20 protein-coding genes, 4 tRNA genes and 1 pseudogene are annotated in these 22,539 nt (G+C 53.2%); 16 read left to right on the top strand and 9 right to left on the bottom strand.

Annotated elements, in window-relative coordinates; all coding sequences use genetic code 11:
• From FJ147_16975 to FJ147_16965, 3 genes are all read left to right on the top strand, one after another.
• Positions 1-460: ATP-binding cassette domain-containing protein (locus FJ147_16975; protein MBM4257572.1), on the top strand; the 460-nt coding region annotated here is incomplete at its 5' end.
• Positions 454-2,820 carry an ABC transporter permease gene (locus FJ147_16970; GenBank protein ID MBM4257571.1) on the top strand — a complete coding sequence of 789 codons (2,367 nt, stop codon included), beginning with the start codon at positions 454-456 and terminating at the stop codon, positions 2,818-2,820. The genes FJ147_16975 and FJ147_16970, both read left to right, overlap by 7 nt.
• Complete coding sequence (locus FJ147_16965) at positions 2,817-4,034, top strand: HlyD family efflux transporter periplasmic adaptor subunit (GenBank protein MBM4257570.1); 1,218 nt, start codon at positions 2,817-2,819, stop codon at positions 4,032-4,034. The genes FJ147_16970 and FJ147_16965 overlap by 4 nt, the downstream gene beginning before the upstream one ends.
• A 75-nt stretch (positions 4,035-4,109) precedes the next feature.
• Here the strand turns inward: FJ147_16965 and FJ147_16960 are convergent, their stop codons facing one another.
• The 8 genes and pseudogenes from FJ147_16960 to FJ147_16925 form a co-directional block, all read right to left on the bottom strand.
• Positions 4,110-4,901, bottom strand: a complete 792-nt coding sequence (locus tag FJ147_16960; protein MBM4257569.1) for a biotin--[acetyl-CoA-carboxylase] ligase — start codon at positions 4,899-4,901, stop codon at positions 4,110-4,112.
• Complete coding sequence (locus tag FJ147_16955; protein ID MBM4257568.1) at positions 4,898-5,323, bottom strand: Hsp20/alpha crystallin family protein; 426 nt, start codon at positions 5,321-5,323, stop codon at positions 4,898-4,900. The genes FJ147_16960 and FJ147_16955 overlap by 4 nt, the downstream gene beginning before the upstream one ends.
• A 20-nt stretch (positions 5,324-5,343) precedes the next feature.
• Positions 5,344-5,793 (bottom strand): CBS domain-containing protein, encoded by a 450-nt coding sequence (locus tag FJ147_16950; GenBank protein MBM4257567.1) that lies wholly within the window; start codon positions 5,791-5,793, stop codon positions 5,344-5,346.
• A 312-nt stretch (positions 5,794-6,105) separates the two neighbouring features.
• Positions 6,106-6,228 (bottom strand): annotated as a pseudogene (locus FJ147_16945) (hypothetical protein).
• Between the two features lie 6 nt (positions 6,229-6,234).
• Positions 6,235-7,611, bottom strand: coding sequence for a thymidine phosphorylase family protein (locus FJ147_16940; protein MBM4257566.1), 1,377 nt, complete (start codon positions 7,609-7,611; stop codon positions 6,235-6,237).
• 36 nt (positions 7,612-7,647) lie between these two features.
• On the bottom strand, positions 7,648-8,562 hold the full coding sequence (gene prs, locus FJ147_16935; protein ID MBM4257565.1) for a ribose-phosphate diphosphokinase: 915 nt from the start codon (positions 8,560-8,562) through the stop codon (positions 7,648-7,650).
• 90 nt (positions 8,563-8,652) lie between these two features.
• Positions 8,653-8,727, bottom strand: a tRNA-Glu gene (locus FJ147_16930).
• A gap of 93 nt (positions 8,728-8,820) precedes the next feature.
• Positions 8,821-8,893 (bottom strand) — tRNA-Lys (locus FJ147_16925).
• An 85-nt stretch (positions 8,894-8,978) separates the two neighbouring features.
• Here FJ147_16925 and gltX point away from each other — a divergent pair.
• The 10 genes from gltX (at position 8,979) to FJ147_16875 (ending at position 20,152) form a co-directional block, all read left to right on the top strand.
• Positions 8,979-10,385, top strand: coding sequence for a glutamate--tRNA ligase (gltX, locus tag FJ147_16920; GenBank protein ID MBM4257564.1), 1,407 nt, complete (start codon positions 8,979-8,981; stop codon positions 10,383-10,385).
• A 298-nt stretch (positions 10,386-10,683) separates the two neighbouring features.
• Positions 10,684-10,756, top strand: a tRNA-Gln gene (locus tag FJ147_16915).
• A gap of 19 nt (positions 10,757-10,775) precedes the next feature.
• A tRNA-Glu gene (locus tag FJ147_16910) sits at positions 10,776-10,847 on the top strand.
• 204 nt (positions 10,848-11,051) lie between these two features.
• Positions 11,052-12,983: a serine protein kinase gene (locus tag FJ147_16905; protein MBM4257563.1), complete on the top strand. Its 1,932-nt coding sequence runs from the start codon at positions 11,052-11,054 to the stop codon at positions 12,981-12,983.
• 209 nt (positions 12,984-13,192) lie between these two features.
• Positions 13,193-14,407: a sporulation protein YhbH gene (gene yhbH, locus FJ147_16900; GenBank protein ID MBM4257562.1), complete on the top strand. Its 1,215-nt coding sequence runs from the start codon at positions 13,193-13,195 to the stop codon at positions 14,405-14,407.
• Positions 14,408-14,524: 117 nt separating this feature from the next.
• Positions 14,525-15,955 carry a SpoVR family protein gene (locus tag FJ147_16895; protein ID MBM4257561.1) on the top strand — a complete coding sequence of 477 codons (1,431 nt, stop codon included), beginning with the start codon at positions 14,525-14,527 and terminating at the stop codon, positions 15,953-15,955.
• Between the two features lie 109 nt (positions 15,956-16,064).
• The gene (locus FJ147_16890) at positions 16,065-17,414 is read left to right on the top strand and encodes an aminotransferase class III-fold pyridoxal phosphate-dependent enzyme (protein MBM4257560.1); all 1,350 of its coding nucleotides are present in this window, start codon (positions 16,065-16,067) and stop codon (positions 17,412-17,414) included.
• Between the two features lie 10 nt (positions 17,415-17,424).
• The gene (locus FJ147_16885; protein MBM4257559.1) at positions 17,425-18,540 is read left to right on the top strand and encodes an arginine N-succinyltransferase; all 1,116 of its coding nucleotides are present in this window, start codon (positions 17,425-17,427) and stop codon (positions 18,538-18,540) included.
• A 133-nt stretch (positions 18,541-18,673) separates the two neighbouring features.
• The gene (locus FJ147_16880; GenBank protein ID MBM4257558.1) at positions 18,674-19,678 is read left to right on the top strand and encodes a hypothetical protein; all 1,005 of its coding nucleotides are present in this window, start codon (positions 18,674-18,676) and stop codon (positions 19,676-19,678) included.
• Positions 19,679-19,765: 87 nt separating this feature from the next.
• The gene (locus FJ147_16875) at positions 19,766-20,152 is read left to right on the top strand and encodes a zinc ribbon domain-containing protein (GenBank protein ID MBM4257557.1); all 387 of its coding nucleotides are present in this window, start codon (positions 19,766-19,768) and stop codon (positions 20,150-20,152) included.
• A gap of 155 nt (positions 20,153-20,307) precedes the next feature.
• Here FJ147_16875 and FJ147_16870 read toward each other — a convergent pair whose 3' ends face one another.
• Positions 20,308-20,790, bottom strand: a complete 483-nt coding sequence (locus tag FJ147_16870; protein ID MBM4257556.1) for a 2-C-methyl-D-erythritol 2,4-cyclodiphosphate synthase — start codon at positions 20,788-20,790, stop codon at positions 20,308-20,310.
• Between the two features lie 93 nt (positions 20,791-20,883).
• Between FJ147_16870 and holA the strand changes: the two genes are divergently transcribed.
• The 3 genes from holA to FJ147_16855 are packed head-to-tail and all read left to right on the top strand — an operon-like array spanning position 20,884 to position 22,407.
• Entirely contained in the window at positions 20,884-21,957 is a 1,074-nt protein-coding gene (gene holA, locus FJ147_16865) for a DNA polymerase III subunit delta (GenBank protein ID MBM4257555.1), read from the top strand.
• Between the two features lie 18 nt (positions 21,958-21,975).
• Positions 21,976-22,191 carry a hypothetical protein gene (locus tag FJ147_16860; GenBank protein ID MBM4257554.1) on the top strand — a complete coding sequence of 72 codons (216 nt, stop codon included), beginning with the start codon at positions 21,976-21,978 and terminating at the stop codon, positions 22,189-22,191.
• A gap of 33 nt (positions 22,192-22,224) precedes the next feature.
• Positions 22,225-22,407 carry a hypothetical protein gene (locus FJ147_16855; GenBank protein ID MBM4257553.1) on the top strand — a complete coding sequence of 61 codons (183 nt, stop codon included), beginning with the start codon at positions 22,225-22,227 and terminating at the stop codon, positions 22,405-22,407.
• Positions 22,408-22,539: the final 132 nt, after the last annotated feature.

Genomic DNA, 22,539 nt, shown 5'->3' with positions numbered 1-22,539 from the left:
GTATCGCCGGGAACACGTCGGCTTCGTCTTTCAGTTTTACAATCTGATTCCCAGCCTCACCGTGCGTGAAAATGTGGCGTTGGTAACCGACCTGGTTGACCAGCCGATGTTGCCCGAGGAGGCGTTGCGGCTGGTCGGTCTGAGCCATCGTCTTGATCATTTTCCCTCGCAACTTTCCGGCGGTGAGCAACAACGCGTCGCTATCGCCCGTGCCATTGCCAAACGGCCCGATGAATTGCTGTGTGATGAGCCAACCGGAGCGCTCGATTACCAGACCGGGGTCGTGGTGCTTGAGGCAATTGCCCGGATTAATCAAGAACTGCAAACCACCGCCATTGTCATCACACATAATGCCGCGATCGCTGGTATGGCGGATCGTGTCCTACGTTTGGCTGACGGCTTGATCGTCGAGGTGGAAAAGAATGCACAGAAACTGACACCACAGGAGTTACGGTGGTGAAAGTACTCGATCGTAAGCTGTTGCGTGACCTGAGTCATCTCAAAGGGCAAGTGATCACTATTGCCATTGTCATCGCCTGCGGCGTTGCCGTCTTCGTTGCCGCGTTGACCACCTACGACTCCCTGCAATGGTCGCAGCAAAGCTATTATGCGAGTGCTCGCTTTGCACATGTCTACGCCCGTATGAAACGAGCGCCGACCGCTCTGATACAACAAATACGTGCCATTCCTGGGGTCGCTGAGGTCGAAACGCGCCTGGTCTACGATGTGACCCTTGATGTCCCAAGACTTTCTGCACCAGCCGTAGGGCGTATGATTGGTGTCCCAGCGCAAGGCCAGCCGTTCTTGAATCGTCTTCATCTCCGCCGTGGGCGATTCATTGAGGCTGGGCATACGAAGGAAGTCCTGGTCAACGAGGCGTTTGCCACCGCGAATACCCTCGGCCCAGGTGAGACCATTGCGGCCATCATCAATGGTCGAAGAGAAACGCTGCAGATCGTGGGCCTTGTCCTGTCAGCCGAGTACATCTTTGCGATGCGTGGAGGTGAAGCGCTACCCGATGATCGACAATTCGGTGTGATGTGGGTGGACCATGAAATGTTGGCTTCGGCATTTAACATGGAAGGGGCTTTTAATGACGTGATTCTCACGTTGGCTCCGCGCGGCTCAGAACAGACTGTGATCGACGCACTGGATCGATTGCTTGACCGCTACGGTGGCCTTGGGGCGTATGGGCGTGCGCAGCAGATGTCGCATCGTTTCGTCAGTGACGAGATCTATCAACAAGAGGTGATGGCTACGACGATGCCGCCGATTTTTCTGCTTGTCGCGGCATTTCTTCTGCACGTGGTCCTCACGCGTATTGTTGCGACGCAACGCGAACAGATCGCTGCCCTCAAAGCCCTTGGGTATGAGAACCGCACTATTGGCTATCACTACTTCAAGTTCGTCTGCCTCATTGTCGTTCTCGGGGCGCTTGTGGGCATTACTGTGGGGGCGTGGTTAGGGCACCTGATGGCGGCGTACTATGTCCGATTTTTCCACTTTCCGGTGCTGGCGTTCCGCCTTCAGCTATGGGTTCCACTGCTGGCTGTTGGTGTAAGCTTGATGTCAGCGATATTGGCTGCGGCTTCGGCGGTTCGGACCGTAGTGCAGCTTGCTCCTGCGGAAGCGATGCGACCTCCCGCACCACCCCAGTATCGCCGTACCCGCTTTGAAGAATGGTGGGTGGTGCGAAGATTGACACCAGTCTCACGCATGGTGTTGCGTAATATGGTTCGCCGCCCGTGGCGTAGCCTGCTAACAACTGTGGGGATTGCTCTCTCTGCACCGCTGCTGGTGCTGGCGTTGTTCTGGCAAGATGCTCTCGAGTACATGATGACCGTACAATTTTCAGCCATCGAACGTGGCGATGCGACTGTGGCTTTTACTGAACCAGTGACCCAACGGGCTCGCCGTGAAATCGCGCGCATGCCAGGTGTCTTGTATGCTGAAGGATTTCGTGTCGTGCCAGTCCGTTTGCGGGCTGGGCCGCGCACCTACCGGACCGCAGTGTTAGGGCTCCCAGAACAGGCTCTCCTCCGCAGATTGCTTGATGTGCAACTGCAAGCCGTAACGATTCCCCCCGACAGTCTGCTGTTAACAGATCGCTTAGGAGAGCGGTTAGGGGTGCAGCCGGGGGATGTGGTAACCATTGAAGTGTTGGAAGGCACGCGAGTACGTCGTGACGTGGTTGTGTCGCAGCTAGTAAACGACATGGTGGGAATGTCAGCATACATGCAGACTGAAACCTTGAATCGTTTGCTGTCTGAAAGTGACGTGGTGTCGGCGGTGTCAATTTCCTTCGAGCAACGTGCAGCTGAGGCATTGTATGCTCAGCTCAAGCAACTTCCCAAAGTCGCCACGGTGAGCATCAAAGCTGCGGCACTCAAGAGCTTCACTGAAACGACGATGACCTTCATCTTGGTGTTTACCGGCATCATGATGGTGTTCGCAGTCGCGATTGCGGTGGGTGTGGTGTACAACAATGCACGTGTGGCATTGGCTGAGCGGACTTGGGAATTGGCTAGCTTGCGGGTGCTCGGCTTTACCCGGGCCGAGGTCTCCGCCATCTTGCTCTATGAACTGGCAATTGAACTCGTGGCCTCAATTCCGCTTGGTCTGTGGCTTGGTTATTGGACGGTTGTGGCTCTAGCGGAGCGCCATCAAACTGAACTATTCCGCATTCCACCGGTGATTGGCGTCCGAAGCTATGCCATCTCAGCTTTCATCATGCTGGTCGCCGGTGTCATAAGTGCCCTGATCGTGCGTCATCGTATTGATCATTTGGACTTAGTGAGTGTGCTAAAGGCGAGGGAATGACTAGACGTTGGTGGTCAATCATACGGTGGGTGAGCATAAGTGGTGCGATGCTGGTGTTCCTCGTTCTTGCGTTGCGACCACAACCGGTGCCTGTCGATACCGCGCGTGTCGTAGCGGGAAAGTTTGAATACAGCATCGAAGAGGATGGGAAGACGAGAGTCCGTGAGCGCTTCACGGTTGCCGCACCGCTTGAGGGGAGATTGGAACGCATCCGCCTGAAAGCTGGTGATCCAGTCGAGCGCGATATGACGCTGGCTGTGATTCACCCCAAGGACCCGGTCTTGTTAGATGCTCGCACTGAGCGTGAGTTGCGAGAACGGCTCGGTGCCGTCCAAGCGACCAAACAACAAGCGCAAGCTGCGGTTGAACGTGCGCAGGCATCGCTGACCCAGGCGAAGGCCGATTATCAGCGTACCAAAACACTGGCAGACGGCGGCATAACAACACCGGCCCACCGTGAACGCGACGAACTGGCAGTGAAACTCGCAACCAAGGACCTCGCGGCAGCAACCTTTGCCCTTGATGCGGCCACGCATGAAGTTGAGATGGCGCGCGCGGCGGTGTCACGCCTCGGTCGGTCGAAGGCGTCACCAGAGCAGGCCCAGCAGTGGGAGATTCGCTCGCCAGTGTTAGGACGAGTTCTGCGGGTGATCCAAGAGAATGAAGGAGTGGTGACCGTGGGCACACCGCTCCTGGAGCTGGCTGATCCATCCGACCTCGAAGTGATTGTGGATGTACTGACAACCGATGCGGTACAGATTCAACCTGGGGCCCAAGTGTGGTTCGACCGTTGGGGTGGGAGCGTGGCTGTGGAAGGGCGAGTGCGCGTGGTTGAGCCGTCAGGGTTTACGAAAATCTCTGCACTCGGAGTGGAAGAACAACGTGTGAATGTCGTGATCGATATTGTGTCAGCAGCTGAGCAATGGCAACACGTCGGTGATGGGTATCGTGTGGATGCACGCATCGTCGTGTTCAGCCAGGAAGAAGCGGTGAAAGTGCCTACCGGCGCGTTGTTTCGTGATGGTGATGGCTGGGCGGTGTTCGTGGTGGTCAATGGCCGTGCCCGCATACGACCGATTCACACGAGCAAACGAAACGGCCTTGAAGCACTGGTCGAACACGGCCTCACGTCAGGAGATCAAGTCATTGTTTACCCGAGTGATGTGGTACGTGATGGAATAGGGGTCGTGGTACGAGACAGCGCCGGAGCCTGACAAGAATGAAAGCAAATTCGCAAAAATGAGAATTGTAGAGCAACAGAATTCCGAAAAATAAGAAATTCCTGTGTCTCACGCTAGCAGCACTTCCCCCTCCCGAACGTGTGCGGTCGACCCATCATCCAAGGTTACCACCAGACAACCTTCATCATCGAGATTGATGGCGATGCCTTCAACCTGAATTCCTCCCTCGTTGATGCTCACCCGGCGACCAAGGAAAGAGCAGCTTCGCCACTCAGCAACCACGGACTGTTTCCCGTGGGCAAGAAACTGAAAATGCCGACGTTCAAGGTTTTCAAGTATTCGTGCTGCCAGCACGTTGCGATCTACTGGGCGTCCGAGGACCTCAATGAGCGACGTGGCACCACTGGCTGCGTCGCTGTATTGCTGGTTCATGTCGTTGCGGCTGATATTGACATTTATTCCGACCCCGAGAATGAGAGAGTCAAGGTGACCATTGGCAATTTGTATCTCTGACAAGACTCCAGCGATTTTCTTGTCCTTCAGGATGACGTCATTTGGCCATTTGACCTGGGCTGAAACATCATAGTTTGCTAACGCATCTACAATCGCTAGCGAGCCGATCAAGGTATAAAAGTGAGCATCGGCGATCGGAATCGCTGGTTTCATGAGGACAGACAGATACAGATTCACCCCTGGTGGTGAAAACCACGGTTTCCCGACCCGTCCGCGTCCGGCCGTTTGCCGGTCAGCGATGACAACAGTCCCTTCCTCTGCCCCGGTCCTGAGCATGCGTACTAATGCCGCATTGGTGGAATCCACCTCATCCCAGTAATGCACGACCGACCCCAGTAGCCGTGTCTGTATTACTTTCTTTACACTATCAGCGTGTAGTTGTGTCATCGCCTGCTCTCCTCTCTGTACTTGGGTAAGGTTACGCGTAAGACCCCTTCGTGAAACACTGCCTGGATTTTGTCCGGAACAACTGACATGGGCAGCTGCAGCCGACGGATAAATTGCCCCTCGCGTCGTTCATGACGATGGTAGTTGCTCTGGTCAGTCACACGCTCACACACACGACGGCCTGTCAGCACGAGATCGCCGTGATCGATATGAACCGAGACATCCTTCTCTTTGACACCCGGGAGATCGACTTCCAGAATAAACGCCTCCTCAGTCTCATAGAGGTCAAGTTCAGGATTCCACTCCTCGGGGGGTTGTCGCTGCCGGGATCCCCAGGGGCGATGGATAAGTTCGTCAAAGAGTCGGTCGACTTCTTGTGAAAGTTGGAATGGAAGCGGCAACCAGGTTTCTTTCTTTGCCATAATCGGTATCCGCCTTTTACTTACTCTTCACTCCCTGTTTTATGCTTTCCATCGCTACTGAGCAGCAAACCAGCAGCTTGCATGAAGTTCGCTTCGGTGAGGAATCCAATGGAGACTCCGTCTTCCACCACGACGAGGCCCGACCGGCCAGATTCCGCAAAAAGCCGTGCAGCCTCTGACAATTCGGCGTCAGGGGCAATCACCGGAGGATGAAGCGCCATCATTGCCGCAACGCGAAATTGATCAAGCAGTTCGTTGACCCTTTGCTCGTCCATCATGAGAGTGCTTGTTGGACAATGACGCCAAATATCTCGTTCGTTCAGCATTCCTACTAGTTTCCCGTTATCGACTACCAGCAGTTCCGCCGTTGGCGTGTTCTGTAACAAGCTCCACGCGTGCCGAACGCTCTCCTTTGGACCAATCATCGGCGGCGTGCTGGTCATCCAGGCACGAATCTGTACGTGCGACATACACAGCCTCCTTGCGCGAGATCAGCACATCGCATGCCAGTGGAGCCAGGGCGAATGTCTTTGGAGAAGCCAAGGGGTTTCGCAGAAATGCGAAAAATGCGAGCAGATTTTCGCAAGAATGGTAACGGCGAGGGGGCGGGCTACGAGGATGTACGGCCAAGTCAGACGCAACCGATAGGCTCGCCGGAGTTGTTACCTTGCACGAAGTGTAAGGGTCTCTCAGAGACCTATCATGAGCCCAGTCGGTGGTTCGTGCATCGCAGGAATGCCTCTCTTCGATACACAGCTGAGGCTGGTAGCGGGCACCTACAGCTAAAACCCGAACCGTACCATCTCTGGATGCGCTTCAGCATATGCCCGGCCAAATTCGAGCTGGGCTTCGCTCTGGGCATGAACTTCAAAGAGTGGTTCACCCCGTGAGACTACATCACCGACAGTTTTTCATAAACGCACGCCGGCAGAGATATTCGCTGGCGCTCCTGCTCGTTTGGCAACGCGGGCGATTTCCCAGCAATCGATTTCGCGAATACGTCCGTCAGCGAAAGCGGGGATGACTTGGCGATAGGGTGCTTCGACAGGCATGTCTCGCAGTCCTTGTTCTCGTCGGATACGATCGAAGGCCTGTGCTGCTGCGCCGGAGCCCAGGGCCTGCTGGGCGGTACGATAGCCGCTATTGGGTGTCACGACTGCCATACTCTCAAGGATCCGTGCGGCAAGATAGAGTGACTTCTCGCGCAGATCCAAGGGAGCGTTCGGCTCACCATTGAGCACAGCGAGCACATCCATCGCTTCGAGTCGTGGGCCAATGCCCCAGCCGATCGGTCCGCGAGCTTCGGTCACAACCACTTCGACGCGCAGATCAATCTGACGAGCGACGGCTTGGAAGAGATTCCCCAGTTGCTCTGCCGCTGAGACAGAGCGGACCTTGGCTGTCGTTCCTACCGGAATATCAATCAACACGTGTGTCGCACCAGCGGTTTTCTTCTTGGCTAAAATTGACGCCACCATTTGCGCTTCGGTATCGATTTCCATTGGACGTTCAACGGTGATGAGAATATCGTCCGCTGGCGCCAGTTCGAGCGCGCCTCCCCACGCAATACAGGCTCCGGTTTTCTTGACGACCTCTTTGAGCCGTTGTGGAGGTAGAGCGACGTTTGCTAAGGTGCCCATCGTATCTGCTGTCCCCGCTGGACTGGTGATTGCACGAGAAGAGGTCTTTGGCACGATCACACCAAGAGAGGCGAGGATAGGAACGACAATCATGGTCGTCCGATTGCCAGGAATGCCACCCACGCAATGCTTATCTGCAATAGGACCATTGCCGAAGTCGAGTCGAGCCCCTGCGGCGATCATCGCTTGGGTGTAGTCTACGAGTTCTTCAAGGTCGAGGGTTTTCAAGGCACATGCCAGTACGAACATCGAGAGTTCGACTTTTGAATATCGGTGTTGGACAACATCAGTGAGGATGGCATCGAAACCAGCGCGATCAAGTCGTTGGCCCTGCAATTTGGCACGAACAAGGTCGACACTACGAGGTGCTGGGGCAATCGTCGCGTTGACCTCACTGCCTTCGGCAAGTCCTAAGTCACGATAGGCATCTTCAGACAAGCCGATTTCGTCAGTGGCAATCAAGGAATCACGGCAGAAGTTGAGTATCCCAATGACCTCACGAGGACGACTGGTCACGTCGTGAGTGCCAAATACGCGAACACGATCGAGGGGATTAAATCCGAGATTGCCAGTGCGTACTGCGGATTCATGGATGAAGATCACATGTTCGCGTAACGTGTCGATGCGGAGATATTTCACTCGAAACATATCGTAGTCGTCCTTCCTCAATGGATCTCACGGCTCCTATACCTGAAACGCTTTTGCCTTTGCTATCAGTGGAGCGACAGGAATCGCGTTCGTTGGATGAGGAATCGTGTCGCAGGAGACGAGTCGGCGAACACCAGCTCGCGCGATCCGTGCCTGTGCGCCAGGAGCGAAGATGGCGTGGACAACGACGGCATCGATAGTTGGTATACTTGCCTTGCGTAACGCTCGGGTCGCTGCACTGAGGGTTCCTCCACTGCTTGCAATATCGTCAACGATAACGGCGCGCTTGCCTACAGGTAACGATGGGAAGCGTACCGCAACGCGATGGTCACCAAGCCGCTGTTTTTGTCCGACGACCCAGGAACAGCCTGCGGCCTGAGCGATAGATCGTATCCATGGTTCGGACTCTTCATCAGGACCGACGAGCAACGCGTTCTCGCCAGTTTGCCGTACCCAACGTGCGATTGCTGGAGCTGCTGGCAAGGATTTCGCGCGAGGTGAGATGACATCACTCAGATGCATGGTGCGATGCAAATGGGCTTCGATGGTGAACACGCGATCAAAGGCGTGGTGGAGGCATTCGCCAAGGACATATTGTGAGATAGGTTCCCCAGGGGCGAAGACCGTATCCTGACGCATATACGGCAAGTACGGAGCAACTAATGTCACTGTTCGTGCTCCAGCCCGGCGCAGCGCATCGGCAGCAAACAGAATTTCGAGCACTTTGCTGTTGGGCTCATGCAAAGACCGCACGAGCACAGCGTGGCGTCCCGGAGGTGTAGCTACACGAATCAACGTTTCGCCATCTGGGAAGGTATGTCGCTCGGCGGGCTTCCAGTGGAGATGTGCGGCTCTGGCGAACTGCCTGCCAAATGCTTCACTATCGGGGAAGATGTGGGCCAGGCAACGACTCTTCTCTATGGATGTTCCCAAGCGCGATAGTTTTTTCATGAGATCTACCGCAACAAGCAATGTGCCGTCCCGATTTCGACGATCTGAGGTATCGATGCTTCTGCGCCGATTCGCTATTAGGGAGGGAAACGTCCCCGACGGGATTTGAACCCGTGTCGCCAACGTGAAAGGCTGGTGTCCTAGGCCGAACTAGACGACGGGGACGTAAGAATTGTGGATTGTGGAATGCAAATTGTGGAATCACTGAAATTTTCGTTTTCCATATCCGCAATCGAAAATCCAAAATTCACAATGAGATGAGCCGCCCGGGACTCGAACCCGGGACCCTCTACTTAAAAGGCAGATGCTCTACCTCCTGAGCTAGCGGCTCATTGAGGTCGGGAGAACATACACGACGAGATTAAGAATGTCTATTACGTCTAGACGTTCTCTGGATTCACTGTTAGCGTTGCGCCATGACTACTGTTCGTTCGCGTTTTGCTCCAAGCCCAACAGGGTATTTGCATATTGGTGGTGCCCGCACGGCGTTGTTTGCTTATCTCTATGCCAGGCAGCAGCACGGCACTTTTATTTTGCGTATCGATGACACTGACCGCCAACGCTCCACTCAGGAATATCTCGATGAGATCATGGAGGCGATGGGTTGGCTAGGGTTGTCCTGGGATGAAGGTCCCTATTTTCAGACCCAACGGTATAGCCTCTACCAAGACGCTGCAGAGCGGCTCGTGCGCGAAGGCAAAGCCTATCGCTGCTATTGCACGGCAGAAGAGGTTGAAGCCAAACGAAAAGCGGCAATGGCAATTGGTGCCAAGCCTGCGTACGACGGCACTTGTCGTGATCTCAAACCGCAGCCCGGCGATACACGTCCGTTTGCGTTGCGTTTCAAAGGACCAAAAGAAGGTGAGACTATCGTTGATGATGTTATTAAGGGACGCATCAGTTTTCAAAACCATGAACTCGATGATTTGATTATCGTTCGCTCAGACTGGACGCCGGTCTACAATTTCTGTTCGGTCGTTGATGATGCCGATTTGCGCATTACTCACATCGTGCGTGGTGATGACCATCTCACGAATACGCCACGGCAAATTCTGTTGTTCCAAGCACTTGGTGCTGAATTGCCTCGCTTTGCGCATTTGCCGCTCATTTTAGGCAGTGACCGTGCGCCTCTCAGTAAACGTCATGGGGCCACTGCCGTGCGTGCCTACCGAGAGCAGGGATACCTGCCCGATGCCTTAGTGAATTTTCTCGCACGCCTCGGTTGGGCTTCTGGTGACCAGGAGATCTTCTCTCATGCCGAGTTGATTGAAAAATTTCGCCTGGATGATGTTGGCAAATCACCTGGTATTTTTAATGCAGAAAAACTGCAGTGGCTCAATGCGCACTACTTGAAAGAACATGCTGCGACACAAGTCGCACAAGAAGTGAAACCGTTCTTAGCGCAGAAGCAATTGTCTATACCGAGTGACGATGCCTGGCTAGCCAAAGCGGTGGCAACCTTGCAACCACGAGCGAAGACCTTAGTCGATCTCGCTGACCAAGCGCGTTTTTATCTTACTGACAAGCCGACGTTCGATGCGAAAGCGGTCAGTAAATTCTTGACCACTGAAACTTCCTCGCTATTGGAAAAACTGCACGGGAAGTTGAATGCTCTGTCTGCTTGGAATGAGCAAACACTCGAAGACGTGTTCACACAACTGGTCCACGAAGAACAACTAAAAGGACTAGGGCAAGTCGCGCAACCGGTACGTGTCGCCCTCACCGGTGTTACCGCAAGCCCTGGTATTTTTGAGGTGATGGTGGTGCTTGGTCGTGAACGCAGCCTGGCACGCCTGGAACATGCACGGACGTTGGCACCCTGAAAATGAAGGGGCGAACGGGCGAGTGGGCGAATGGGCGACTACTACGGCGATTTGCGGAAAAGATTCGCCTAAATAGCCCGGATGGAGCGATGCGCAATCCGGGAGGATCGACACAAGGGAATAGGATTTTCATTTCGAGAAATCACTCTTATGATGGGGTGGTCGTCAGCTCTCCCGTTCACCCTCTCTCCCATTCAGTCTTCAAGCTTTATTTCCTTGAATCTAGACTTTTCACCGTTGCCTTTTCGTTGCAGCGCTTGACTTCCCGGTTCTGCTTTTTTATGGTCGGAAACGCTGCTGAGGTGTCGGCTAATTGGTAAGCCACCTGACTCTGGATCAGGCGATTGTAGGTTCGAGTCCTACCACCTCAGTTTAGCCATGCTTCTTGTTGGTCCCATCGTCTAGCGGTTAGGACGCCGGCCTCTCACGTCGGTAGCACGGGTTCGATTCCCGTTGGGACCACTCCTGCCATAACTATTTCCCATTGCAGAAAATTGAACAGCCCTTATATCTTCACGTCTATTTCATTGTGCTATTATAGTGTTAGGGTGTACTGCCGATATTCATTTGTGGTGGTGGATGGCAGACTTTGATTATCACTTTTTTTCTACCGTAACGTGTGTGCACCCACGGTAAAGGGTTGGTGCGCACGCAAAGGAGTGACGCATGGAGACAGGGCGACAGGCATTCGAGAAACTCATCAAAGAAGACCGTGCCAACCGGGAGAGCAAGGCGTGGCGGGGGACTTTGCTCGATTACCTTGACAAAGTCAAGGAAGACCCGGGAATGACGAAACTCGCCCATAGCCGCTTCTATGACATGTTGATGGCCACAGGAGCCTATGACATTACCCAGTCTGACGATCCACGGGTGAAACGCCTCTATAAGGATGAGTCTCTCAAGGTATTCAACTTTTTCAAAGACGAATTCTTTGGCATTGAGCGGACAATTTCCCAGATTGTTCGTTACTTTCACTCAGCTTCGCTGAAAGGGGAAGAAAGCCGCCAGGTGCTGTACTTCATGGGACCAGTGGGCTCGGGCAAAAGTTCCTTGGTTGAACGCTTGCAACGGGGTTTAGAGTCGGTCGATCCGGTTTACGCCATCGAGGGTTGTCCGATGTTCGAGGAGCCATTGCATCTCATTCCGCGCCACTTGCGCAAAGAATTTGAGAAAATGCTCGGGGTCCACATTGAAGGCGACTTGTGTCCTACGTGCCGCTTCCGGCTGAAGGAAGAATTTGGTGCACGCTACGAAGAATTCCCGGTGGTGACTGTATCGTTCTCGAAGCGCAACCGTAAAGGTATTGGTGTGGTTCCGCCGGTTGACCCGAACAACCAGGACACGTCAGTGTTGATCGGTTCGGAAGATATTTCCAAGCTCGACAAGTATTCTGAAGGGGATCCGCGCGTGTTGGAGTTGAACGGCGCGTTCAACGTCGGCAACCGTGGCATGGTTGAGTTTATCGAAGTCTTTAAGAACGAGACTGAATACCTTCATGCCATGATTACCGCGACGCAGGAAAAGTTCGTTCCTGCCCCTGGCCGTCACGGCACGATCTATGTGGATTCTGTCATTGTGGCGCACTCGAACGAAGCTGAATGGCAAAAGTTCAAAGCCGATCATACCAATGAAGCGATTCTCGATCGTATCGTCGTGGTGAAGGTGCCATACAATCTGCGCCTGTCAGAAGAAGTGAAGATTTACCAGAAGATCTTGCGTAACTCCGACTTCCGTGCGCACGTCGCGCCACACACGTTGGAAATGGCGTCGATGTTTGCCGTACTGTCGCGGCTTGAGCCAACACCAAAGTGTGATCTCATGACCAAGCTGCGCCTCTACAATGGTGAAGAGGTGATCGAAAAAGGGCGTACGAAGAAGATCAACGTGAACGAGTTGCGCGAAGAAACCAAACGGGAAGGGCTCAGTGGGATTTCGACGCGGTTCATCATGAAGTCGCTCGACAATGCGTTGTCGGAGTCTGGTCGTTGCATCAACCCGATCAACGTACGTGAAGCCTTGATCAGTATGGTCAAAGATCAAGACATCGCTGACGATACGCGCAAGATGTACCTCGAATTTCTCCAGGATACTCTGCACAAGGAATATCTCGAACTGTTAGAGAAAGAGATCACCAAAGCGTTCGTCTACTCGTATCAAGAGCAAGCTGATGCGCTGTTCCAGAATTACCTCGATCACGCTGAAGCCTATGTGAACAAAACGCGCGTCAAAGATCGTAACACGCGTGAAGAACTGCAACCGGACGAAGGTTTCCTCAAATCTGTTGAAGAACAGATTGCCATTATCGGTTCTGCGGCGGATGGTTTCCGTCAAGAAGTGATTGCGTATCTGTGGGCGGCGCTCCGCCGCAACGAGCGCGTATCGTATCAAAGCTACGAGCCGCTCAAGGAAGCGATTGAGAAGAAACTGATGAGTTCGGTGCGTGACATCAGTCGCGTGATCACTAAGGCTCGCACCCGCGACGAGGAGCAAGGTTCCAAGTATGACTCGATGGTGAAAAATCTTCTTGAGAACGGCTACTGCGAGTACTGTGTGGATGTGGTACTAAAGTACGCAGCCAACAACTTGTGGAAGGACTAACCTCCGTGCAACTTCCCCGCCAGGGGACAGGGACAAATTATCGGGGACAGGTGACAGGGAACAGGTTATAGGGAAGAGGCAGGTTAAGCGCATTTTTCGCTTCGTTCTGCGACCTGTCCCCGTAACCTATAACCTTTTTCATCTTCCCCTGCACTGTGTCGCCCGTACCCTAATAACCTCGGGGGGTGTTGTCGGAGGAGGGGAAATGTATGGCAATAGCGGCAACAATTTTTCGACCGTATTCGTCCTCTGACTCTCTTCGCTCTGATCGCAGTGCCGGTGATCGTCAGCGCCATCGGCAAAAAGTGCGCGAATCTATCCGCGAGAACATCGCCGACCTCGTGGCCGAAGAGTCGATCATCGGGAAAGACAAAGACAAGATCATCAAAGTGCCGATCCGTGGCGTGAAGGAGTATCGCTTCATTTACGGTGAGAACACGCCAGGGGTAGGACAGGGCGATGGTAATTCTCAACCCGGTCAAGTCGTTGGCAGAGGTGAACAGGAAGGCCAGGGTCAGGGCGATGAAAAAGCTGGTGACCAGGCTGGTGTCGATTATTATGAAACCGATGTCACCCTCGAAGAGTTGGTCGAGATTATGTTCGAGGACCTCGAACTTCCGGATATGGAGCGCAAAATTTTGCGTGAAGTCATGTCCGAACGTTTGAGTAAACGCAAAGGCTATCGACGCGCAGGTATCCGAATTCGTCTTGATAAGAAACGGACTGCTGTCGCGCGGATCAAACGACGCCTGGCGGTTCAGCGACGCGAAGGTATTGAAGAATGGGATGAGGAGGATCGGTTCCCATTTCATCAGGATGATATGACCTACCGGCATTTAGTGACGGATATTCGTCCTGAATCAAATGCTGTCGTCGTGTGCATCATGGACACGTCCGGTTCGATGGACACGATGAAGAAGTATCTCGCTCGCAGCTTCTTCTTTCTGCTCTATCAGTTTGTGTCAACCAAATATCGTAACGTTGAATTGGTGTTTGTTGCCCATCATACGGAAGGCCGTGAAGTGACGGAGGAAGAATTCTTCCACAAGGGGGAATCCGGTGGAACCTTCATTTCCTCTGGGTACAACAAAGCCCTTGAGATCATCCAGGAACGGTATCATCCATCGGTGTGGAACGTGTATGCATTCCACTGCTCAGATGGTGACAATTTTGAATCTGATAATCCAACCGCACTCAAAGCGGCGAAACAGTTGTGTGACATGTGTAACCTCTTTGGCTACGGCGAGATCAAGCCGTTAGGGTCACGCTACTATGAAAGTTCGATGCTCAATATCTTCCGCCGGTTAGAAGCCGACAACTTCCAGACCGTTCTGATCGAACGGAAAGAAGATATTTGGCCGAGCTTTAAGGCGTTCCTTGCGCGCGAGAAACCAAAAGAGGCAACTGTCTCAGCAAGTGCATAGAAACGGACTGAGGACTGAGCATAGAGCACACGGGCTGAACCCTGGGGATTGAGTAACCGCGAGTTGCTTTTTCCATTCAGTCCTCAGCGCTTACAGTGGCTCGTTACTGAGGTTGTTATGGCAGACTGGGATGTGAAAGATCTCGAATATTGGGATGAACGGATTCGCGAAAAGGTCGGGGAGTTTGGCCTGACGTGCTATCCGCAAGAATTTGAAATCTGTGATCACTTTCAAATGCTCGGCTACATGGCCTACTCAGGCATGCCGTCGCATTATCCGCATTGGTCGTACGGCAAAAGCTACGAGAAGCTCAAAACTATGTACGACTATGGGGTGTCCGGGCTGCCGTACGAAATGGTCATTAACTCCAGCCCGGCGCTCGCCTATTTAATGCGCGATAACTCCTTGTGTCTACAAGTGCTCACGATTGCACACGTGTATGGGCACAATGATTTCTTCTGTAGTAACTTCACATTTAAGAGTACACGTGCAGAGTTGACCCTCAACATGTTTAAGATTCATGCCGGCCGCGTGCGCAGCTATGCGGAAGACCCGTCGATCGGTGTGGAGAAGATCGAGTCGATTTTGGACTCCGCACATGCCTTGGCGTTCCAATGCCGGCGTAATCTGGCGATCAAGAAGTTGTCGCGTGAAGAAGAGCGGCGACAACTGTTCGCAGATGCGCAACCGACCCCTGACCCGTTCCAGCGCATTCACAAACGACAGGAATACGCGCCGCCAGATCTGCAGAAAGTCCCGCTCTCTCCGGAAGAGGATCTATTGTTGTTCATTCGCGATCATAACCCCTACCTGAGTGAATGGGAGAAAGATCTGCTGACGATCGTGCATGAACGGGAGCAGTATTTCCTTCCGCAAATTGAAACCAAGATCATGAACGAGGGATGGGCAAGCTATTGGCATCGCGAAATCCTCAATAGCCTTAACCTGCCCCAGGAATTGCACCTCGAATTTCTCGTGCGTCACAATCAGGTCGTACGACCTCATCCACGGGGCATCAATCCGTATCATCTGGGATTGAAGCTGTGGGATGATATTAAACGGCGGCATGATGAACCGACACGCGAAGAAATCGAAAAATATGGTAAGCCGACCAAGACCGGTACTCAGGCGATCTTTGAAGCTCGTGAAGTAGACCGCGACATCTCGTTTCTCCGCCGGTTTCTGACTGAAGAACTGATGCGCGAGATGGATATGTTCCAGTATGAGCCTCGTGGTGAAGAACTGGTCATCTCGAAAGTATCCGACAAGGACAGCTGGCGAGAAGTCAAAGAAACCCTGCTCAAGAGTGTTGGGCTGGGGAGCATTCCGGTCATCAAGATCGAAGATGCTGACCACAACCATAATCGAACGCTCTACACGAAGCACTACCACGATGGGCGTGATTTGCAGCTCGAATATGCTGAGCGAACACTGGCGTATCTTCACCGCTTGTGGAGACACGAAGTGATTCTTGAGACCGCGGTCAACGGCAAACGAGTCTTGTTGTCGTATAACGAAAAAGGGTTCTCGACCAAACCGTTAAAATAACCTGATTAGATCAGAGTTAGAAAGTTCGGAGTCCGCTTTCCTCGGCTTGTGCGCGAGGCGCGCCCCTCCGCCTTAGACTCCGTACTTTGCACTCCGAACGGAGTTTCGTATGTCTCTTTTGCAATCTCACCCGAAGTTCCAACAAGGCCTGGACTTTATCCTTGAGGCTCTCACTGACCTGCAAGCCGATACCCGCGTGATGCCAGATGGCTATGCACAGGAACTGCAGCGTGTGGCGCAATTGCGTGGGCGCCCGTTGTTCTTTCCGTACATTGGTTCAGGTATAGGCCGTGGGGCCAAGGTGCGCACTGCTGATGGCCGCTGGTTGCTCGATTTTGCCATCGGTATTGGTGTACATTTCTTCGGACATAGTAACCCCGACCTGGTGAGAGCGGCACTCACTGCTGCTGCCAGTGACGTGGTGATGCAAGGCAATTTGCAAGCCAATGCCGAATACGGTGATCTGTTGGAAATGTTGCTGTCGCACGCTGGACCGCACCTTACCAACGGTTGGCTTTCGCTGCCCGGTGCAGAGGCAAATGAAAATGCGCTCAAGCTCATTCGCTATCATCACCAACCTGCACACGCAGTGATTGCCTTTCATCGTTGTTTTCATGGGCGAACGACGACCATGGCAGAGATTACTGACCGTCCGGATTATCGTAAAGGTCAGCCTTCACGTGAGCGCGTTTTCTATTTGCCATTCTACGATGCCGAGAATCCTCACAGCACCCAAGAGACGGTGACCGCACTGCGAACGATTCTCGACCAGCATCCCGGCGTGATTGCGGCGGGTATCTTTGAGTTGGTGCAGGGCGAGTCCGGGTTCCGTACGGCACCGCGTGAATTTTTCGTGCCGCTCATGGAACTCCTCAAAGAGCGTGGTGCTGCCGTGTGGGTCGATGAAATTCAAACTTTTGGCCGCACTGGTGAGTTGTTTGCGTTCCAACGCCTTGACCTCGCGGAATATGTAGATGTCGTTACGGTTGGTAAGTTACTCCAAAACAGCGCGATGTTGTTTCGCAAAGAATACCAACCTGATCCAGGCTTGATCTCCGGGACCTTTGCTGGGTCCACGGTTGGTATGGCGGTCGGTCGTCGCATTGTTGAGAAACTTGTCACTGAAAATTATCTTGGTCCTGAAGGCAAGATCGCTAAACTTGAGCAGCACACGCAGGAAGGATTGGCTCGCCTGCAGAGAGAGCTTCCAGGCTGCCTCCGAGCGGTGAGTGGAGTCGGGGCGATGTGGGCTTTTGAACCGGCGACCGCCTCACACGAAGGTATCAAAGCGTTCCTCCAGGAATGTTATCGCAACGGCTTGATTCTCTATTACGCTGGCGTTGGCGAAGGTCCGTATCGCATACGTATGTTTTTGCCCGGTGGAACGCTCACCGAAAGTGAACTGAATGAGGGGTTCGATATCCTGCGCTTCAGTCTACAACGAGTGATGGGTAACTGAGGAACGAGCCATGACCCTTACTAACGGGCGTCTCTCACGTAGTTCGAGTGCGGTGTCGGTTGCCACGCCAGAAACGCCGGCAGCTGCGGTTTCGTCGCCCTCGTTCCTCCTGCGCGAGGCTACGCCGACTGACGCTACTGCCATTCTCAGGCTGGCGCAGATGCTGGATTCGATCAACCTGCCAACCGAGAAAAAGACATTGACGACACTGATCCAGCAATCACAGCAGTCGTTCCGTGGAAAGCTCAAGACGCGACAAGCGGGAATGTATCTTTTTGTGTTGCAGGAAGTTGCGACACGAAAAATTGCCGGGACAGCGATGATCATTGCCAAGCATGGTACTCCAGGCTCGCCGCACTATTATCTGGAAATGGCGAACGATCAGCGCTACTCGAAAACGCTCAAGACCCTGTTTCGCCATACCTATCTTACTCTTCGCCGCAATATCGATGGACCGACAGAAGTGGGAGGATTGATTGTCGACCCGGCCTATCGTCAGCATCCGGCCAAGATTGGTAAACAGCTCTCCTTCCTTCGTTTCCTCTATATCGCGATGCATCCCGAGCGTTTCGAGGATGAAGTCATCGCCGAAATGATGCCTCCACTCACCGAAGACAAAGAGAGCTTGTTCTGGGAATGCTACGGCAAGCGTGTGACAGGCCTCAACTTTCGTGCGGCTGACAAACTGAGTACGAAGGACAAAGAGTTTATCGAAGCACTATTTCCGCCCATTCCGATTTATACTTGTATGTTGCCGGTAGAAGTGCAAGAGCAGATCGGACGGGTCGGGGCTTCCAGCCAGGGGGCAGCGCATTTGCTCGAGAAGATTGGCTTACGTTTTCTGCGTCATGTCGATCCATTTGACGGTGGTCCGTATTACGGCGCGAAAATCGACGACCTCCTATTAGTGAAACAATTTCGTCGCTATCGCTTAGTCACAGACCGTTCTGGTCATGAAGCAGAGGCTGGTCAAGAACTTTTGATTGGGTGGGAAGGGAGCAAAGGGTTCAATGCCGCGCGAGTAACCGCACAGCCTGAGGCCTCGGTGTTGTTTTGTCCAGCTGTACTGCTGAAAACGCTGAACTTGAAAGAGGGGATGGAGGTAGGGGCGGTACCGTTTGTATAAAATGAAAAATGAAGAATGAAAAATGGGAAGTAGAGTACACGCTACGATCCAACGCTGTGTTCAATTCTTCATTTTGCATTTTTAATTTTTCATTGACTATTCATCCCGATTACTTATTGTCGTAAATAGTCCTATGCCATTCTCGCGTGTCGTCCTTATGGGAGATCCAACGTACTTCTCGATTCGGGGTGGCGCGAATCCACATACACGTACGGCGTGGGGGCGACGAAAAACGGTTGATCGCGCCAAGGCGATTGAACAATGGCACGCATTTGCGCAACTGCTCTGCCGCTACCATGTCCGTGTTCTTGTTGTTCCACCAGATTCGCAGTGGCCTGGGCTAGTGTATCCTGCCAATGCTGGCGTGCTCTATCCGCTTGATGCTGCAACGCCTCTTCAGCACAAAACCTTCTCTCTGGCGAACTTGTTACCCAGTCGTGCTGGTGAGCAGCCCATCTACGCGCAATTCCTCACTCGCTGTGGGTTTCGTACGGCACACCTGCGGACCCGCTTTGAGGGTGAGGCCGACTTCTTTCCCGTGGGCGATCGTTATGTGTTTACCTACGGACGAGTGGAAGCGCAACGATTTCGTTTACGCTGGGGGATCCCGCCGTATGAGCGGGTGTACGGTTTCCGCTCGGAAATTGGTGCGTTGGCAGAATTGCAGCAGATTGCGGCGAACAAAGAAGTCGTGCCGCTCGAACTGAGTGATGAAGCCTATTATCATGGTGACACCACTCTCTGTGCGTTTGGTCCCCAAAGGCGGTTGCTGTTGGCCTATATTGAGGCGTTAAGACCAGCGTCGGTGGAGCGGTTACGAACACTGCTGAAAGAAGACTTGATTCCTTTACGTGCAGAGGATGCGGCCTTGTATGCGGCGAACTCGTTTACCTTGACGCAGAACGACATCCACTTCTTGTTTATGCCGGCAGGAATAAGTGAAACGTTACAGAGGCAAATACGAGAGCGCGGTGTCGAGCCTGTCACCATCGACGTGTCTGAGTTTCTGCGTAAAGGAGGCGGGGCGGTGAAATGTATGATCGGAGATCTTGGCCCAGATGACGAGACTAGTCTGACGCCAGAGCAACTGGCATTTCGTCATGAACGAGATTATCGAATGCTTTTTTCTATTACGTAACACGCAGTATGCGCCATATATTCCGTGGTGCGTGGTCCATGATATTTTCGGTTCCAGATGATTGTTGAGTATTGCTGGAGAGAACCCATGCCAATCTACGAATATCGTTGTGAGAAATGTAACAAACGGATGTCCGTGCTAACACTCCGAGTGAGTGAAAAAGTTGAACCCGAGTGCGACCGTTGCGGCAGCAAGAAGTTGTCCCGTTTGATGTCACGCTTTGCCATGGTGAAATCTGAGGAAGCTCGTCTCGATGCGCTGGCAGATCCGAGTGCCCTTTCTGGAGTCGATGAGAATGATCCAAAGAGCATGGCGCGGTGGATGCGTAAAATGGGCAAAGAACTGGGTGAGGATTTTTCTGGTGAAGAGTTTGACCAGATGGTTGATGATATGGAATCAGGAAAAATGCCCGATGATGATGGTGGGATGGGCGGAGGTGGTGGGTTCGGGGATGGAGGGATGAGCGACGAGTAAGAGTTTGTTGTGCGGCGCTGTTGTCGATTTTTTATAACGGCAAGGTTGCCATCACCCTCCTTGGGCTTGGGCTGATTGACCTCGGTCGGTGTTATCGTCGTAGCAGAAGGTAATTTTGCTTCAATCCGAACGAGGGCGTCGACATGACGCCCTTTTTATTTTGTTGACTCCAGCAACACGACCGCCTCTGCCATCATTCCTTCTTCTCGTCCGACAAACCCCATTTTCTCACCAGTTGTTGCTTTTATATTGACGGCGTCTGGACTCACCTCCAGGACTTCTGCGAGATTTGTGCGCATTTGCTCACGATACGGGCCTAACTTCGGGCGTTCGGCGAGAACCGTAAGATCAGCATTCCCGACGCAAAATCCTTTCTCTTTCACCAATCCCATGACCACTCGCAACAGCTCTATGCTCGACACGCCTTTGTAGCGCTGATCAGAGTCCGGGAAGTGGCGACCGATGTCGCCTTCACCAATCGCACCTAACAACGCGTTACTTACCGCGTGGCAAACCACGTCGGCATCGGAGTGGCCCAAGAGGCCTTTCTCCCACGGGATCTCCACCCCCGCGAGAATCAGTTTGCGTCCTTCGACAAGCCGGTGAATGTCTGTACCCTGACCAATGCGAAACCGCATAGACATTACTCCATCCTTTGTTGCTGCACCTGTAGTAACTGCCTGGACTTCATTGGTCAATGTGATCGATCTGTAGGTGCGAATCTACAAACAGTGTTGGATTCCTTACTCTTGTTTACCGCAGGGACGCGCTATACGATTGCGGCGATGGCGGAAAAGAGAACGTTAACCAGCTTTCCTCGACCAGAAGAGGTACTCGCGCAGCTAGACAAGGCTCAATCTGCGCCGTTGTATCTCTTTCATGGAGAGGAGCCGTACCTGATTGAGCAAGCGGTAGAACGAGTGCGTCGTCGCGTCGGCAAAGGCATGACTGCGCAGACGTTCTTTGTGGGTGAGGACTCGCTTGATCGGGTGCTTGAGACGTGGGGAACGCCTTCATTATTCGCGCCCGCGAGCTTGGTGATACTGAAGCGGGCTGAAGGTCTCAAGGCTGCGGACCGTGAATGTTTAGAACGAGAAGCAGAGTTGCGTGATGCCAGCCAGCCGCTGGTCGTGTGTGCACAGGGACGAGTTGACGTCGCGCAGAAATTCTTCGAGCGTTGCGCGAAAGTTGGCTTTGTCGCGGAGTTCCGCCCTCCCTTTGCGAACCAGGTGCCAATATGGGCACAGCGGTTTGCACGAGAACGTAAAGTAAGCCTCACGGAAGAGGCGGCGACACTTCTGGCTGACTTGGTCGGCACAGATCTGTTTGCCCTGGCGAACGAGATCGATAAGCTGATCGCTTTCGTCATGCCGAAGACGGATATTGATGTTGACGCTGTGACTGCCTGTGTTGGACAGCTGCCAACCTCGACTGTCTTTGATCTTGCCGACGCATTGGGTCGACGAGATCGACAAAAGGCGCTCGCGTTGTTACGGCAAGTGTTAGTTGATGAACGTGAAGCGCTGCCAGTCCTGCAGGCTCTCGTTGGTCATTTTCGCCGCCTATGGCGTGTCAAGGAATTGCTTACTAGTGGTGCCCCGGAAATCCAGATTGAACGTACGACGGGGTTACGTGGGATGCGGCTGCGTGCCATGCTCAGCCAATGCCGGCTATTTTCTGTGGCTGACCTGCACCGGCTGTTTCGTCAAGCGGCAGAGATGGACGTGACTTTTAAGTCTTCGCGTCTGTCGCCTGCTGCGCTTTTTGATGCACTCATCCTGATGATGAGTGTACGTTCACCATAACATTTGAGGAATATTGACGTGATACGGAAGATCGCCAAACCCTGGAATGAAGTCCAACTTGGCTTTACCTTTTTTACTGAAGGGGCTGCGCTGTTGTCAGACACAAGAGAGCGAGAAGCCCTGAAAGCGCAAAGAGTTCGCGAAGCAAAAGCCAAGTCGTACAATTTAGCAGAAGCCCTCTCTCTCCTACAGAACTGCTTGCTAGAGGCCCCACTTGAGGAGGTGTCTGCTTAGCTGCTCCCGTTGTTGGAGCTGAGCGAGGCTTCATTGACCCGAGCCTTGGATGTCATCACTCTCCGTGAAAATGAGCCGCTGTTCTCTGCAGAAGAACAACGGAGCCTCCGAGGGATTGGACAGGCGCAATGGTTGTTGACTGAAAAACTCGCGCGGCGAGGATCTCGATCAGAGGAGAAACGCGTACGCAAGAAGAAAGCGATGGATGGAGAATAAGGCCACTCATTCCTAGCTGAAACCACGGCCGCTGGCCGTGCGACCCGAAAAGCTTCGGAGCGATCCGGCGTGCAGGCCCGTCACGCACCCCATAGGTTCTCCTCCCAGGAAGGTCCGCTGGGGCAGGAAGGA

This window comes from Deltaproteobacteria bacterium, from assembly GCA_016874775.1.
Lineage (GTDB): Bacteria > Desulfobacterota > Binatia > Bin18 > Bin18 > VGTJ01.
Note: the sequence above shows the minus strand (reverse complement) of the source record. Positions and strands in the feature narration are given on the sequence as shown.